The 15483-nt window shown below is 57.4% G+C and carries 12 protein-coding genes; 4 read left to right on the top strand and 8 right to left on the bottom strand.

Annotation, left to right across the window (positions count from 1 at the left end):
* Positions 1 to 116 precede the first annotated feature (116 nt).
* Both feoB and H7A51_01705 read right to left on the bottom strand, forming a co-directional pair.
* Complete coding sequence (feoB, locus tag H7A51_01710) at positions 117 to 2204, bottom strand: ferrous iron transport protein B (GenBank protein ID MCP5534929.1); 2088 nt, start codon at positions 2202 to 2204, stop codon at positions 117 to 119.
* A 69-nt stretch (positions 2205 to 2273) separates the two neighbouring features.
* Positions 2274 to 2525, bottom strand: a complete 252-nt coding sequence (locus H7A51_01705) for a ferrous iron transport protein A (protein MCP5534928.1) — start codon at positions 2523 to 2525, stop codon at positions 2274 to 2276.
* A gap of 190 nt (positions 2526 to 2715) precedes the next feature.
* Between H7A51_01705 and H7A51_01700 the strand changes: the two genes are divergently transcribed.
* Positions 2716 to 4110 carry an ROK family protein gene (locus tag H7A51_01700; GenBank protein MCP5534927.1) on the top strand — a complete coding sequence of 465 codons (1395 nt, stop codon included), beginning with the start codon at positions 2716 to 2718 and terminating at the stop codon, positions 4108 to 4110.
* A gap of 22 nt (positions 4111 to 4132) precedes the next feature.
* Complete coding sequence (locus H7A51_01695; protein MCP5534926.1) at positions 4133 to 4660, top strand: YcxB family protein; 528 nt, start codon at positions 4133 to 4135, stop codon at positions 4658 to 4660.
* On the opposite strand, the gene H7A51_01690 is transcribed toward H7A51_01695, so the two are convergent.
* Genes H7A51_01690 through H7A51_01675 form a run of 4 tightly spaced genes read right to left on the bottom strand, consistent with a single transcriptional unit; the run spans position 4657 to position 8125 of the window.
* Positions 4657 to 5652, bottom strand: coding sequence for an acyltransferase (locus H7A51_01690; GenBank protein MCP5534925.1), 996 nt, complete (start codon positions 5650 to 5652; stop codon positions 4657 to 4659). The genes H7A51_01695 and H7A51_01690 overlap by 4 nt on opposite strands.
* A gap of 12 nt (positions 5653 to 5664) precedes the next feature.
* Complete coding sequence (locus H7A51_01685) at positions 5665 to 6615, bottom strand: hypothetical protein (protein MCP5534924.1); 951 nt, start codon at positions 6613 to 6615, stop codon at positions 5665 to 5667.
* The gene (locus H7A51_01680; protein ID MCP5534923.1) at positions 6612 to 7400 is read right to left on the bottom strand and encodes a hypothetical protein; all 789 of its coding nucleotides are present in this window, start codon (positions 7398 to 7400) and stop codon (positions 6612 to 6614) included. The genes H7A51_01685 and H7A51_01680 overlap by 4 nt, the downstream gene beginning before the upstream one ends.
* A 53-nt stretch (positions 7401 to 7453) precedes the next feature.
* Positions 7454 to 8125 (bottom strand): nitroreductase family protein, encoded by a 672-nt coding sequence (locus H7A51_01675; GenBank protein ID MCP5534922.1) that lies wholly within the window; start codon positions 8123 to 8125, stop codon positions 7454 to 7456.
* Between the two features lie 156 nt (positions 8126 to 8281).
* Between H7A51_01675 and H7A51_01670 the strand changes: the two genes are divergently transcribed.
* Both H7A51_01670 and pta read left to right on the top strand, forming a co-directional pair.
* The gene (locus tag H7A51_01670; protein MCP5534921.1) at positions 8282 to 9475 is read left to right on the top strand and encodes an acetate kinase; all 1194 of its coding nucleotides are present in this window, start codon (positions 8282 to 8284) and stop codon (positions 9473 to 9475) included.
* A gap of 40 nt (positions 9476 to 9515) precedes the next feature.
* Positions 9516 to 11618, top strand: a complete 2103-nt coding sequence (gene pta, locus H7A51_01665; GenBank protein MCP5534920.1) for a phosphate acetyltransferase — start codon at positions 9516 to 9518, stop codon at positions 11616 to 11618.
* Between the two features lie 7 nt (positions 11619 to 11625).
* Here pta and H7A51_01660 read toward each other — a convergent pair whose 3' ends face one another.
* Both H7A51_01660 and H7A51_01655 read right to left on the bottom strand, forming a co-directional pair.
* The gene (locus tag H7A51_01660) at positions 11626 to 12585 is read right to left on the bottom strand and encodes a histone deacetylase (GenBank protein MCP5534919.1); all 960 of its coding nucleotides are present in this window, start codon (positions 12583 to 12585) and stop codon (positions 11626 to 11628) included.
* Positions 12586 to 12674: 89 nt separating this feature from the next.
* Positions 12675 to 15398: a DEAD/DEAH box helicase family protein gene (locus H7A51_01655; GenBank protein MCP5534918.1), complete on the bottom strand. Its 2724-nt coding sequence runs from the start codon at positions 15396 to 15398 to the stop codon at positions 12675 to 12677.
* Positions 15399 to 15483 lie beyond the last annotated feature (85 nt).

The raw sequence follows: 15483 nt of genomic DNA, 5'->3' as shown, positions 1-15483 counted from the left end.
CGGAACAAAAAGATACCCAGCGTGGCGGTCACCACCGTGAGCGCCGCGTAAGTTTGCCAGTTCGTCCAATCCATGTCGTCGTCAGTATAGCCTTGTTTCAGGAAAAAGATAGTCGGTCAGGCAAACAAGCTGCCGACCTGATACACGGCAAAGGCAGCCAGCCACGCCACGCCCGTCATGGCGACCAGCTGTCCGAGCGCCCACTTCCAGGAGCCGGTCTCCCGGCGGACCACCACCGTTGTCGGCAGGCATTGCAGGGCGTAGACAAAGAAAATCAACAGACTGAACGTGGTCAGCGGGGTGTAGACCTTCCTTCCGTCCGGCCAGGTGGCATTACCGAGTTTAGCTCTGAGTTTTTCCAGGAACCTATCCTCATCCTCGTCCTCTTCCACCGAGTATGAAATGGCCAGATTGGCATTAAAAACCTCACGTGCAGCGAAGGCGGCGATCAGGGCTGTGCCGGTGCGCCAATCGTAGCCAAGGGGCTTGACCGCCGGCTCGATCGCATGTCCCATTTTCCCCATGTAACTTTGCTCCAGAGCAAGCGCCGCATCCTCGGCGGCCGGTGTGCCTTGCCCGGGTTTGGGATAGGTCTGCAAAGCCCATAACAAGATACAAAGCCCGAGAATAACCGTGCCGGCTTTCCGTAAAAACGACCAGGTCCGTTCGACCAGGTGGCGGCCGATGTAAGACATGTCCGGGATGCTGTAGCAGGGCAGCTCCATCAGAAAGTGTGACGCCTGTTCATCCCCCTTCACCCTGGGGGCCAGCATCCATGCCGCCAGCAAGGCACTGGTCGTTCCCAATAGATATATCCCCGCGAGAACAAGGGCTTGAACCGTTGCGCCATAACCCGCCAGCAACATACCTATCAACAAGGAGTAGACGGGAAGCCGTGCCGTACAGCTCATCCAAGGCGCGATGAGTATGGTCAGCAGGCGCTGTTTGGCACTGTCCATGCTCCGTGTTGCCATGATCCCTGGAATGGCGCAGGCATAGGAACTCAGCAAAGGAAGGAAGGCCCTGCCACTCAGTCCCACCTTGCTCATCAGGCCATCCATCAATAAGGCGGCACGCGCCATGTAACCCGTGGTTTCCATCATGCCGATACAAAACAACAACAGCAGTATCTGCGGCAGGAAAATCACCACACTTCCCACTCCGGCAATGACCCCATCGACCACCAGATCCCGCAGGTCTCCTTCAGGCATGATGTTGGAGACACTCTCACTGACCGCACCGATACCGGCCTCCACCCACGCCATCGGATACTCCGACAAGCTGAATATCATCCAGAAAACAGCAAACATAAGCGCCGCAAACACCACCCATCCCCATAACGGATGGAGTATGACCTGGTCAATTTTGTCGCTGACCGTCAGACCGCCGACGGCACCATCCTGATTGTGCCTGCGGGCAGCCACCTTGCAGATCGACTGCACCCACCTCGTCCGCGCCCGTGATATTTGTTCATCGGGTGAGGCACCTGCCCTGATGCATTTAGCCGCCTCTTCGATACCCGCCATGCGGACTCCGTCGTCAATACCAGGCTGTTGCTTCATCCGGTATTCAGTATCCGCAAGCAAATGAATCGCATGCGCCGATGCGTTAGGCGTCCCTTGTGACTCCAGTTGACGGGTCAGCTCATGGACAGCCGACTCGGTGTGTTTGTCAGCCTGCCACTTCCGCGAGGACGGCCGGGGGAAGGGTCGCCTGAGGGCATGTTTTAAATCGACCACCCCCTTGCCTTTGTTTGCCTGCAGGGGAACGACGGGCAGGCCCAGCTCTTCGGAGAGTAATTCGACATTGATGCGCAGGCCGCTTTTCTCAGCCAGATCGACTTTATTGAGCGCCACCACGACCGGTAGACCGAGATCGACAACCTGCAGCACCAGATACAGATGCCGCTCCAGGTTGGATGCATCCACCACGCACACCACGGCGGTCGGCAACTCACTTCCCTCCAGATCACCTAACAAAACATCACGCGTGATTCTCTCGTCGGGTGCCTTGGGGCTTAATGAGTAACACCCGGGCAGGTCTAACAACTCAAACTTGTGTCCATGGGGGGTCCGGAGGGTACCCGATACGCGGGTCACCGTTACCCCCGGATAGTTTCCCGTTTTCTGGTTCGCCCCCGTTAGCGCGTTGAACAAAGTCGTCTTGCCGCTGTTAGGATTCCCGACAAGAGCGATAGTTTCCATAGTGGCAGTAATAGATCGTTGAAATAATGGGGGGAGCACGTCGGGGACACGTCTCCTAACAAGACATCGTTATACCATTTCCACCAGAACCTGGTCACCCAGCTTGCGGCTGAGGGCGAGACGGGTTCCGCAGACAGAACAAATCATGTTGCGGCCGTCGGAGAGTTTACAGATTTCCATTTCCTCACAGAAGCCGATTTCCCGTAGCCTCTGGCACTCGCCGCCATCAAGCTGGCGGATGCGTAACTGACAGCCGGCGCTCGCCTTGCTCAAGGTCATGGCGCTGTCTGCTTTAAGGTCGCTGGCGATGTCTGATATCATCTTCGGACACAATAAAGCGTAATTGAGACTCTGTTGCAATAAGAATCTTCATGAAAGAGTTTTTATTCTCCTATGAGGGGGTTATTCCCCGTAAATCAAGGGTTCCGGACCTGATTTCTCTTTTCAGTAGGCTCGTATCGGTTAAAAATCAGTTGCGAAAACCTCGTAATCTCATACACCAAAACGACTTATGATCACTACCCATGCTAAAATCACACCGGTTCTCGATCCCGAATTCGTTCCAGCGGTTCTTTGGAACAGGGCATTTGAGGAAAAAGCAGCTACCGACCCAGGGGCACATGACGTTGAAATCGCACTGGGCCGCCTGGACGGCACCGTTTTCCGCCGCTCCGTCCGCGTCCTCACCCACGAGGGGGAAAACGTTGCGCTCAACATCAAGTATGTCGAACGCCTGGTCAAATTCATGCTCTGGGCCCAGGGGGGGAGTCGGATTTACATCGCCGGCAACGATGCCATCGCGGCGGCTATCTCCGGCATGTATTCTGAAAACGGCAGTCGTAAGTTCGATTGGGACATCGTGGGCAAAGGTATGTTTGGCGAGTATATCAAGGTCATTGCCACCACGCCGGAGGAGATACCTGCTGAAAACAGCCCGGCTGCCCCGCTTGGCCGTCACCTTGAAGGCAACCGCATCGGGTTCGATCTTGGCGGGTCTGATAGAAAATGCGCTGCCGTGATCAACGGCGAGGTCGTCTTCTCCGAGGAGGTGCCGTGGGACCCCTACTTTCAGGAAGACCCCAGCTATCAGCGTGAAGGCATCATCCACTCGCTGAAACTCGCCGCCGCGCACCTGCCCAGTGTCGATGCCATCGGTGGTTCGTCCGCCGGGGTGTATATCAACAACGAGGTCCGTATTGCCTCCCTCTTCCGGGGGATCAAGGATAAGGAGGTTTTCCAGAACACGGTGGTTCCGATGTTCAAGGACATCATGGCGGCGGAATACCCCGGGGTGCCTTTCGACGTCATCAATGATGGCGAGGTCACCGCACTGGCCGGCTCCATCAGCCTGGACACCAATGCCGTGTTAGGCGTCGCCATGGGAACGTCCGAAGCCGTCGGCTACGTCGACCCCCAGGGCAACGTCACCGTGCAGATCAACGAACTCGCCTTTGCCCCCATCGACTACCGTGAAAACGCTCCCGTCGACGAGTGGTCGGGCGATGAAGGCTGCGGTGTACAGTTTTTCTGTCAGCAAGGAGTCGCCCGCCTTGCCCCCGCCGCCGGATTCGACTTCGGTGACATGCCCTTCCCCGAGCAGCTGATCGAAGTCCAGAAAGCCATGGCTGAAGGTGACGAGCGCGCTGCCAGGATCTATCAGACGATCGGCACCTGTTTCGGATATGCCATCGCCCACTACGCCGACTTCTACGAAATCGGCACACTCATCATCATGGGGCGCGCCACCTCCGGCCCTGGTGGGCAGATCATGATCGATGCAGCCAAAGAGGTGCTCAACGCTGAGTTCCCAGCCCTGGCGAAACAAATCAACATCACCCAGCCGGATGAAAAGATGAAGCGTCACGGCCAGGCTGTTGCCGCAGCATCACTTCCGGCCATTGTATAGCAGTAGCGCAACCCATCCCGCCATGCGCGGGATTCCAACTGAATACTTCCAACTGAAAACTGACTACTCCAACATCAAAGCCACAATGGTTTTTGATGAAAGGTCCCACCTCGGGGCCTTTCGTTTACACATGTGGCACCGTTACCGGATCTGGCTGATGCTGCGCACCTTCCTGAGTGTTGCCCTGATCCTGGCTGGTCTGGTCATCCTGATCAGCCAGGGGCCGCAGCCGATGAGTATCCTGATGCTGATGGTCGGCACCTTTGCGCTGCTCAGGCCACTGATCTGGAAAATCATGCACGGCCGGAACCTGCGGCAACTGCCGGGCTACGGGCAGTCGGTCGTCTACACCTTTACTCCCGAGGGTATTGAAATCGACGGGGAGGACCGACACGCCAGGGTCAAGTGGTCCGGCCTGTTTGAGGCGGTCACCACCAGACACGGCCTGCTCCTCTACCACGGCAAAAAATCCTACACCTGGGTGCCCCTGGAGGCTTTTGACTCACCGGAGGACTTCGCCCAAGTCTCGGATTGGGCAAGGGGCAGTTAGACTTTCTTCGACTTCAGGCTCCGCGCGTAGTTGTGGCACGGGTTTTCAATCCAGCGATGGAACAGGGCGGCGGCAAAAGCGGAAAAGGCAGTCGCCAGGATCACCGCCGGAAGTTGATACAGCCAGGTGGCCGGAAAGTGCTTGGTATGTGTCAACACCGCCCCACCCAAGGTGATGTGGATGAGGAAAAACGAGTACGACAATTTTCCCAGGTAATCGATTTTCAATTTCTCCGTCCACTTGACGGTCAGTTGCGGGAGATAGGCCACGATCAATGCCGTGCCCAGCGCCGTCCACGCGGCCCTGGTGCTAACCGCCGTATAGTGGCCATAAAAGGCACAGGCTAACAAGACACCTAACACCCAGACCGACAACGATTTGTGTTGTTTCAAAAAGACCGCCATTCCCATGGCATACAATGCCGTGTAACTGAGAATTGTCGGACCCTTGTCGACCGTTAGAGGTGCCAGGGCCCACAGCAATACCACACCAATCCGCACAGCCGGTTTGGGATGCACCAACAGCGGGAAACACATCAGGATCGCCACCACAAACTGGGCCTCCACGCCAAGTGTCCAGAACACGGGCACATACCACCTTTCCCCGACGAAATCGGCATACAGCAAATAGTTCGCCAGTGTCCTCGACCAGGTGATATCCTCGAGATGCTGGCCGTAACCAAACAGTGGGTTGCCACAGGCGTAGAATATGATTTCCAGCAGAGCGATCATCGCGAATGCCGGATACAGACGGAAAAAACGACTCACCAGAAACCGGCCCGAGTCCCGGTAGCTAAACTTCGACCACACCAGGACCAGGGGGGTGATGTATCCCGAGATGCAGAAAAAAACATTCACCCCGAGGTAGCCGAAGGTAAACAACCAGCTGACCGCGCTGTCGTCGTACCAATTGAAATGATACAGGCAAACCCCCAACGCCGCCAGGATCCTGAGTGCATCGAGGTTGGCCAATCTTGTTTTTTCCCGAGGCATGACGTGGATGATTCAGTCTTCGAGAGTCAACCCGTCGAGTTCCCTCTTCTTTGTTTCGATCAGACTCCTGATTCGCTCCTCCTCGCGTTCGGCCTTGTTGTATGCCCGCATTGCCTCTCGCCATTCCGAATACCACTCCAGGCTGGGCAGCTTGTGCTCCTTCATAACGACATCGAGCGGCAGGGATTTGAGTTCCACACGGCAAGCCGACAGCATTTGCCGTAATCGGCCAGGGGTAACCATGTTGGAATTGCTCAGTATCAACGCCCCCGTCATCCCGGGATCGAGCGGGTGGACCCAGTAGTAGTCCTCATCGGCCGCCCCCATCAGTGAGCGCGATGATTTGACCAGGACCAGACAATCTTTATACGTCGGTATGTTGAGTGAGAATTTGCCGTCGGCATCGGTCGTTGTCACCGCCAGATGTGCGTAATTTCCTGAGGCATAAAACAGATAGGACAAACACAACTTCTGTAATGCCTCCTGATCAAGCCGGATCGGTGCAAGACGATGGTTACCAGCCTGATAGAACGCCCAATGGCCACCCATCGACCTGGCGAATTCAGTATTTTCAAACGCCAACTTCTCCTTTTTCACTTTCCTTAACGCGTGCTCAGCGGAAATCCTGATGTCTTCATTCCGACTTCTAACGTACACCTGGCAATCCGATTCAATCTTATCGCTCACAGACCTCCATTGCCTGCTGTAATCCATGAACCCTTCCATGGACTGACTCTGCCGGGCAGCCTCATCCAGGGTGGCATCAAACACACGCCGTTCCACCAGGATGATTTTCACATCGCCCAACTTGATGTTTTCACGATTTTTCTGAACGATGAACAACTGGCCATCCACCCGTTCTTTCCCGAGATTGCCCAGCGCATGATCACTCTTGCAAGCGCTTGCCAATACCGAGGCAGCGATAACCAGGGCAGTTACGATTCTGGATGAGTTGCACATCATTTCCTGAGCAGTGCCTGCAGTTCCTCCATTCTCCGTTGCTTGTCGGCAGACGCCTGTTCCAATGCGCTATCAAGCTCCTGGATCTCGTCCTGTAGTTGTTTGATCCGCTCCTTTTTTTCTCGCTCAATACCAGCCAGCCTCCGGGCATGTTCCGCAGCCGCCTGCGCCTCATACTCACGCCTTTCTTTCTCCATCCTGGCCGCCGCCAGCCTGCGTTCTTGCTCAGCGATCATCCTGGCCCGTTCTTCTTCCTCCTTGATGGTTTGTTGCCTGTGTTTTTCGGCTGCCGCCATCGCCGCCGCCTTCTGTTTGCGCTCGGTTTCCATCCGAGCGAGATATTCATCCTTGGCCATCCATACCCCACCGTGAACGACAAGCCCTTGCTTCAATTTGCTGTCAATGGGCTCCATCACCGCAATTGCCGCTTTCAGATACGGCGCTGAACTCGGGTAGGTCCTTGCGTAACCTTGCAGCAGCTCCAGCCTCTGATTAAACAGCTCCACCTCCCGTTGACTGGTGATCTCCGGGAAACGGTAATCGGGTATAAGTAACACCCGGTGCCATTTGGCAGAGGCCACAACCATCATGCGGCCGCTCTCGGAAAGGGCATGGATATGGGTGTCGCGACGCTCGATTTTCTTGCACAACACAGATCTCACTTCGGCATCCCGGTCGGTATGATTCACTTTATAAAGCAACAAATAGTCGGCCGCCGATACATTCAAGGCACTTGCCAACTGCCAAGCCAGGAAGAAAAACACTGCCTTCATACGGTCGATCATCATGTGTTCCGTGAACCGATGTAAAGCACAAACAGAATGATCCCATTGGCCCACCCTCAGTGGAAACTGGCAATGTCCGTCAGTGGCTTTTTGCCGATCACTGGCACTTTACAATGAGCTGCGGGAAACCCTACCACCAAGAGAAGAAACGGTTTCTCATCGGCAGGCCTCCCCAGTATTTCGTTCAGAAACTTCATCGGACTCGGCGTATGGGTCAGTGTCGCCAAACCAGCGCGGTGCAGCGCGGCGATTAAAAAACCCGTGGCAATCCCCACCGACTCCTTGGGATAGTAGGTTCTGGATTCCACCCCCCGGTGATCAACCGTTCTGGATTTCTGGAAAATGGCGATCAGGGCCGGTGCTGTTTCCAGAAATGGCTTGCTGGCATCGGTGCCAAGGTGGCCCAGGACATCCAGCCACTGCTCCGTTGCCCGGCCCCCGTAAAACTCGCGCTCCTCTGCCTCGGCCGCGTCACGGATCTGTTTTTTCACCCCCGTATCCGTCACCACCGCAAAGTGCCAAGGTTGCAGGTTGGCTCCGCTCGGAGCCGTGCCCGCGGCCAGGATACAATCGACCAGGACCCCCTCTGGAACCGGGTCGGGCGAAAAGTCGCGCACCGATCTCCGTTGACGGATCTCCTCGTAAAATCCACGGGCCATGCTCTGCATCTCCCCCCCGGACATACGTTGAAAACAAAGCGGTCTGGTCTCACCCGGCGCGTCACTCATACCCGGATCATGTGCCCCAAACCTCTACAACACAACGACAATCCGGTCATTGCCCCCGCAAGAATATGCAGAACAATTAGCAAGCCCCCCCGTTCTTTCAACTTGTAAGTAATTCCGAACCAAGAGCATTCTCCCCGGGCCAACCCACCTACGGCCATGCGCATCCTCGTTCTCAACAGTGGTTCATCCTCACTTCGTTTCGCCCTTTTCGAAAATGGCGACACCTCCCCCATCGCCTCCGGCCTGGGCGAGTGCCTGAATACGCCCGATGCCAACCTCAAGCTCAAGCTCCCCGAGGCGGGCCTTACTTTGCCGGTGCCCGGCTCCAACCACGAGCAAGCCCTCAAGTCCGCCGTCACCATCCTCAAGGAACACGGCGCGTTGGACTCCGACCCCGATGCCATTGGCCACCGCATCGTGCATGGAGGTGAATACTTCTCCGCCCCGTCCAGGATCACACCCGAGGTGGTCCGACTGGTAGAATCCTGTAATCACCTCGCCCCACTGCACAACCCCAGCGGCGTGCTCGGCATCAAGGTGGCCCAACAACTCTTCCCGCAGACCCCACAAGTCGCCGTTTTCGACACGTCATTCCATCAGACACTCCCCGAACATGCCTATCTGTATGCCATCCCCATGTCATACTACCGGGATCATGGTCTCAGACGGTACGGCTTCCACGGCAGTAGCCACAGCTACGTTTCCCAAACGGCGGCAAACCAGCTTGGTTTTCCCTTGAAAAAATCACGTCTCATCAGCGCGCACCTCGGTAATGGCTGCTCGGCCACCGCCATCCTGGACGGACGCAGTGTCGATACCACCATGGGCCTCACTCCGCTCGAAGGCCTGGTGATGGGAACACGCTCCGGCGACATCGACCCCGGACTCGTCATTTTCCTTTCCGAGCAACTGCACATGACCACTCCGGAAATATCCAACCTGCTCAACAAACAATCCGGTTTGCTCGGACTCAGTGATATATCCAATGACATGCGGGAACTCCGCGAGGAAGCAGACGACGGGTGCGAGGAGGCGGCCCTGGCGATCGGGATTTTCTGCTATCGCGCCGCCAAATCCCTGGCAGCTCTCACCGTCTCGCTCGGAGGTCTCGACACCCTGGTCTTCACCGGCGGAATCGGTGAAAACGACCCACGCACACGTCAACAGATCATTGCCCACCTGCACTATCTTGGAATCCAAATTGACACGAAACGCAATGACTGCCACGGCCACCAAAGCAACGGCATCATTACCACCGATGACAGCCCGGTCACAGCCGTCGTCATCCCCACCAACGAAGAGCTGATGATCGCCCGGCTCACCAAAAGCACCCTGACCCCTGACCCCTGACCCCTGACCCCTGACCCCTGACCCCTGTCACCCGAAAAACATGCACACCTTCCTCATCGTCCCTACATCCGATCACGCCGGCCTCACCTCGGCATCCATCGGGCTTGTCCGGGCGCTTGACCGTATGGGGCTGCGCGTCGGTTTTTTCAAACCCATCAGCCAGTCCTACCACGAGCGAAGCAAGGATCTCTCGACCGCCTATATCCGCTGCATCACCGCACTCGATCCACCCGAGCCGATCTCAATGGACAAGACGGAAACCCTGCTGGCATCCGGGGAGACTGAAAACCTGCTCGAACACATCACCGAGAACTACCAGCAAGCAGCCAGGAATGCCGATGTCGTGATCGTCGAGGGGCTGCAAGCATCGTCAAAAAACCAGTTCCTCAACTCACTCAACCCGCGTATCGCCCACGCGCTCAATGCCGAGGTCATTTTCGTATCCTCCGCCAAAGGATCAAGTTCCTCCAAGGTCTGCAAAAAAATCAACCGTCGCTTGGAGTCCGCCTGCCAGGCATTCGGGGGGATCAACAGCGAACGCATCATCGGCGTCCTCATCAACCAGGGCAGCAGCGAGTGCTCCGTCACGGCCAAGTCCCTCGCCCAGGATTGCCCTGTGCTGGTGAACCAGAAAATCAAACTCATCGGCTTCATTCCCTACAAAGAAAGCCTCAGGTACCTGCGCACCAGTGATCTCGTCGCCCCGCTCCACACCACCACCCTGAACGAGGGCGAGATCAACACCCGCCGCGTCACCGGGATCCACCTGTGCGCCCGCGATATTGCCCACATCACCCACGTCTTTCATGCGGGCTCGCTGGTCGTGACCCCGTCAGACCGCTCGGACATTATCATCAGCGCAGCTTATGCCGCACTGAACGGCATCCAGCTCGCCGGCCTGGTGCTCACCGGGGGCACCGATCCGGAACCGGACGTACTCGAGTTCTGCCAGGCGGGTTTTGCCTCGGGGCTGCCGGTGCTGACAGCAAAAACATCATCCTTTGAAACCGCCCAGGCTCTGTCGTCACTCAATCCGGAAACCCCTCCCGATGACACCGAGCGACTGGAACACCTCGTCGACCACGTTGCCCGCAATGTCGATACCAAGTGGCTCAAACAGCATTGCACCACTCCTAACAAACCCCGGCTCTCCCCGCCGGCATTCCGACATCAGATTTCCAAGCTTGCCCGTCTGAACCCGCAACGGATCGTGCTGCCCGAAGGTGAGGAACCCCGCACGCTGGAGGCGGCCGCAATCTGTATGCAACGTGGTATCGCCATCCCTATTTTGTTAGGAAACAGGGAAACCATCAAGGCTGTCGCCACCCACAATGGCATCACTCTTCCTGACGACCTCGCCGTCATCGATCCACTCGACTGCCAAGGCCGGTACATCGCGCCCTTGATGGAAATCAGGAAACACAAGAACCTTACCGAGGAGCAGGCGGTGAGTCTGCTGGAAAACAACATCACACTCGGCACCATGATGCTGGCCAATGACGAGGTCGACGGCCTGGTCTCTGGCGCCATCCACTCCACCGCCGACACCATCCGCCCCGCACTCCAGCTCATCCGCACCGCGCCTGACGCCACCGGTGTTTCCTCCGTCTTTTTCATGTGCCTCCCCGACCAGGTGCTGGTTTACGGCGACTGCGCTGTCAACCTCGACCCCGATGCGGCCCAGCTTGCTGACATCGCCATCCAGTCGAGCAACACCGCTACAGCCTTTGGTATTGAGCCGCGCGTGGCGATGATTTCCTATTCCACCCACGACTCCGGCAGCGGTGCCAATGTGGAGAAAGTCCGCGCCGCCACTGCCAAGGTGCGCGAGCTGCGACCGGACATCCTGGTCGACGGCCCGCTGCAGTATGATGCCGCCAGCAATGCCGGTGTGGCCAGAACCAAGGCGCCTGACAGCAAAATAAAGGGGGATGCCACCGTCTTCATTTTCCCCGATCTCAATACCGGCAACACAACCTACAAAGCCGTGCAACGCGCCGGCAACGTGATTTCCATGGGCCCCGTTCTTCAAGGGCTGCGCAAACCGGTCAATGACCTCTCACGCGGTGCCTCGGTCGAAGACATCGTCTTCACCATCGCCATCACCTGTATCCAGGCGCAGCAGCTCCACCAACAAGCGTAAGCGTGACTCAATGGCTTGCCAATTCGCCGATGTGCGCCACCACGGCACTGGCCAGCCCCTCCGGATGATAACCACCCTCTAACACGGACACGACACGTCCGCGGCACATCTCATCCGCCCAGCCACACACCATCCGGGTGAGCTCTACAAAATCGCCATCCGTTAGATTCAACATTCCCACGGGATCACCCACCCGCGCGTCAAACCCGGCGGAAAGGAGGATGAAGTCGGGCTGGAACGCACGCAGGGCGTCACCGATGGTTTCGCGCCACAGGGGCAGGATGACACCTCCACCCGAGCCCTCGGGCACGGGTAGATTCAAGGTGGTGTGCGCACCGAAGCCCTCGCCGGTTTCCTCCACGGCTCCGGTGTGCGGGTAGAGGTTGTCCTCATGGCTCGACGCAAAAAACACGGTGCCGTCATCGTAAAAAATATCCTGGGTCCCATTGCCGTGATGCACATCCCAGTCGAGGATCGCGATGCGCTCAACATCGCGCCGTTTTTGCAAATGCCGCGCTGCGATCGCCACATTGTTAAAAATACAAAACCCCATACCACAACCTTGGGACGCATGGTGTCCGGGTGGGCGGACGGCAACAAAGGCATTTTTCACCACGCCATCACACACGGCATCCACCGCCGCAATCGATGCGCCAACCGCCTCCAAGGCCACATCATACGAGTCGTGGCAAATCGCCGTGTCACCCGTGCGAAGCACCTCGGCAAAGTGATCCGCATCCATCCTAACAACATCGTGATACCACGCCTCATGGCAAAGCAGCACATCCCCGATCTGCGCCTTCCTACCCGACAAGCGAAGGAGTGGCATTTTACCCGTATCCAACCTGGCCATCGCCGTCATCAATACCTCATAACGCTCCGCACTCTCCGGATGCATTGGTCCGGTGTCATGTCTGAGGAAACCCGCATCATAGAGGATACCTGTCTTGTTGGCAGCTGTTGTCATCACGTGTACTGCGGACTATGATCAGCTTGTAACGACTCGGCAAGTTCCTATACGCCCTCGTATCCCCCCACCTGCGTGCTTATACGTGCTTATGGCTGACAGAAAATCACCCGCACGGAGTCGAGGCGGAGGCGGGATTTGGCAATGGCGGTATGCAAGGCGTCGCGCTGGCTTCGCAGGGCGCAAATCTCCTCCTCACTCACATGGTCGTTGATCTCGCCCAGTGCCACCAGGCGGTCAATTTCCCAACCCAGTTTGGCATCGGATTCTGCCAGGGCCTGGTCGATCACCGACTGCATCAACCCGGTAGCGATTTCCCGGCATGCATCGAGCATCATCGGTAGCATCACGCGACGGAATTTTTCCTGCGCAAGTAACTTGTGCACATTCCCCGTCCGTAGCTGGTCGCCGTTGAGTTGGTAATCGTCAGTCCGGTCTTCCCCCGTGTGGTCGACCTGCACCCTGATGGGAGTCACGGGCAGAAAACGGTCGCTGTGCAGCGCTGCGGGTGCTATGCACTCGACCACGCTGTAGGTTTCCAGTAGAATTCCCTTTGTAGGCGCGCCTTCCCAGACGCCAAACGAGGCATTGCCGGCCTCGGATGTCAGCAGCAGCTCCAGCGCCGTTCTCGCCACCGGGTGGTCCCAGCTCATAAAGGTGGTGTCTTCACGCGACAAGGCGCGTGTCCGGTCGAAGGTCACGTTCAGCCCGTCGTCGGGAAGGGTTGGAAAAGCATCGGTGATAAGGTGCCCAGGGAGCAGTAAATAGGACCGGTCCACCAGCTCGTCGATGTGCAGGCCGAAGTGGTCCCAGAGCCGGAGCAAAAACGCCTCGGATTCCTTGTCGGAGTCCATTTTTTCAATCAGGTCGATTTTTTCCCGCGCGACCTCGGGCCTACTTGAGTTCAGCTCCAGAAGCCGGTCGTAACCACGCTCCAGCCTTTGCGTGACCCTCTGCCGGCAGGCCTTGGAGATATCGATAAAGGCATGTAAGGCCGGCTCGTGCATGCCCCGATGCGGCGGCTTGCCACCGAGCTCACGCATGATCTCCGTGGCACCATGCAAACTGTGCTCAAAGGCATTCAAACCCTCGTGATACCAACGGGCAAGAACCTCTTCGTGGCTCCCTTTGACGTAGGGTACATGGATGTTGATGGTTTCCGTCTGGCCAATCCGGTCAAGCCTGCCAATCCGCTGTTCTAACAACTCCGGATCATCGGGAAGGTCGTAAAGAACCAGGTGGTGGGCAAACTGGAAGTTCCGCCCTTCGCTACCAATTTCAGAACAGACCAGGATCCTGGCTCCCTCTTCCTCGGCGAAGTAGGCGGCCGACCGGTCGCGCTGCAGCAAGGTCATCCCCTCATGAAAATGGCCGCAATTGATATTGATGATATGTTTCAGTTGCTCAGGGATTTCTTCCGCCAGTTCACGGGTGCGGCAGATCAGCAACACCTTCGCCTCACCCAGCTCCTTGAGTAACTCCACCAACCAGGTGATTTTTTCCTCCGCGGAGTCCAGGCCGACCAATGAGGCACGTCGTTCGGGGAACCCGGTCAACGCTTCGCGGGTATTGCGGAACATCACGCGTCCGGTGCCAAAGGTATCCAGCAGTTCACGCACCAGCGGTTCGCGGGCCGATTCGTCACCCCCGTCAAGCGCCAGGCAGTGGTCGTGGACACGCTCGGACTGCGCGGTGAACAGCGCCCGGTCTTCCGCGCTGAGCACCTCACCGGACTGAAGCCGCCCGACCGCATCCGCCACCTCCTCGTAGTGGTCGGCCTCTTCTTGAAACGCCTCCATATCGACATAGCGGTCGGGATCCAACAATCGCAACCGGGCAAAGTGCCCCTCGGGCCCCAGCTGGCGTGGCGTGGCGGTGAGCAACAACAAACCTTCGGTCTGCCGGGCCAGCGCCTCCACCACTTGATAGGCCGGGCTGGGTGCCGTGGCACTCCATTCCAGGTGGTGCGCTTCATCCACGATGAGCAGGTCCCAGCCTGCGTCGATGACTTGCCTGGACCTGGTTTCGCTACCCGCGAGAAAATCAATGCTGCAGAGGACAAGCTGGCTATCGAGAAACGGATTATCCTCCCCTTCCCCACCATGTTCGATCGATTCACAACGCTCCTCGTCGAACAGGCTGAACAGCAGGTTAAACCGGCGCAGCAATTCCACAAACCACTGGTGCAGCAATGGCTCGGGAAGGACGATCAGAACCCGGTCGGCACGTCCCGTGAGGTGCAGTCGGTGCATGATCAGGCAGGCCTCGATGGTTTTCCCAAGGCCCACTTCATCAGCTAACAGAACCCGTGGAGCGAGCCGCGATGCCACCTCCCCGGCGATGTACATCTGGTGGGGGATCAGATCGACCCGACCGCCGACAAAGCCACGCGCGGGTGACTTCATCACCTCGCACTGTTTCCGCAGGGCCTCGACGCGCAGGTCATAGGTGTGCAGGTCATCGATATTCCCGCCCAGCAATCGGTCCTCCGGTTTACTGAAGCTCATGGTATCGGACAGCCCGGCCTCATCCACCTCGCGTTTACCACAGAGGTAGACTAACAGCCCATCACGCTCCAACACCTCGTCGACTTCCATCACATCACCCTCATGGGTTTCCAACGTCTCCCCGGCCTTCAAGGCCACCCTACGCAGCGGAGCACTGTCGAGGGCATACTGGCGGAGCTCATTGGCGGCCGGAAACATGACTTCGACACGTTTAAACTCAACATTGAGCATGATGCCGACCCCCAGCTCGGGTTCGGTTTCACTGATCCATCGCTGGCCGGGTTTTATTTTGGAACGTAGGGACATATTGTGGCGTGCAGGTTTTCAACCTGCCGCTGATTATGTACATGGGTTGCCGCACGTTGCAAACGCGCACTCCATGCAATGATGC

The sequence above is a fragment of the Akkermansiaceae bacterium genome (assembly GCA_024233115.1).
In the GTDB taxonomy this organism is placed as follows: domain Bacteria; phylum Verrucomicrobiota; class Verrucomicrobiia; order Verrucomicrobiales; family Akkermansiaceae; genus Oceaniferula.
Note: the sequence above shows the minus strand (reverse complement) of the source record. Positions and strands in the feature narration are given on the sequence as shown.